The organism is Candidatus Pelagibacter communis (assembly GCF_001180105.1).
Classification (GTDB): Bacteria; Pseudomonadota; Alphaproteobacteria; order Pelagibacterales; family Pelagibacteraceae; genus Pelagibacter; species Pelagibacter ubique_K.
The window spans coordinates 1-842 of sequence record NZ_CVSO01000021.1 but is presented as its reverse complement, the minus strand read 5'-3'; the positions used below and the strand labels follow the sequence as shown (position 1 = coordinate 842).

At 39.3% G+C, this 842-nt stretch carries 2 tRNA genes and 1 pseudogene; all 3 read left to right on the top strand.

Annotated elements, in window-relative coordinates:
- Positions 1-38 precede the first annotated feature (38 nt).
- A tRNA-Tyr gene (locus AMN84_RS01670) sits at positions 39-124 on the top strand.
- 43 nt (positions 125-167) lie between these two features.
- Positions 168-241, top strand: a tRNA-Gly gene (locus AMN84_RS01665).
- A 37-nt stretch (positions 242-278) separates the two neighbouring features.
- Positions 279-836: pseudogene (locus AMN84_RS01660) on the top strand (GTP-binding protein); the annotation flags it as partial.
- Positions 837-842: the final 6 nt, after the last annotated feature.

Here is an 842-nt window from a genome sequence, read left to right as displayed (position 1 = left end):
AAGCTTTTTTGAACATGGGGACGCTTTCCCCTATTTTAGGAGGGGTACCAAAGCGGTCAAATGGGGCGGGCTGTAAACCCGTTGACTTCGGTCTTCGAAGGTTCGAATCCTTCCCCCTCCACCATAAAAAAAACTTTAACAATTTGGAGTGAGACTAACTTGGTTTTGCGGGTGTAGTTCAATGGTAGAACGCTAGCCTTCCAAGCTGGATGTAAGGGTTCGATTCCCTTTACCCGCTCCAAGTAAAATAAATATAAAAGAAATATAAGGATAAAAGAATGTCGAAAGAAAAATTTAATAGAAGTAAACCCCATTGTAACATAGGTACAATTGGACACGTAGACCACGGTAAAACAACTTTAACTGCGGCTATCACAAAAGTACTATCTGAAAAAGGTGGTGCTCAATTCACAGCATATGATCAAATTGACAAAGCTCCTGAAGAAAAGGAGAGAGGTATTACAATTTCAACTGCTCACGTTGAGTACGAAACTGAAAAAAGACACTACGCACACGTCGACTGCCCAGGTCACGCTGACTACGTAAAAAATATGATTACTGGCGCAGCTCAAATGGATGGGGCAATTTTAGTTGTTAACGCTGCTGATGGACCAATGCCTCAAACAAAAGAACACATTCTTTTAGCAAGACAAGTTGGTGTTCCAGCAATTGTAGTTTTCTTAAATAAAGTTGATCAAGTTGATGATAAGGAAATGATAGACTTAGTTGAAGAAGAAATTAAAGAATTATTAACATCATATAAATTTCCAGGAGATAAAACTCCAATCATTAAGGGGTCAGCACTTGCAGCTGTTGAAGGCAAAGATGATGCTATCGTCTAA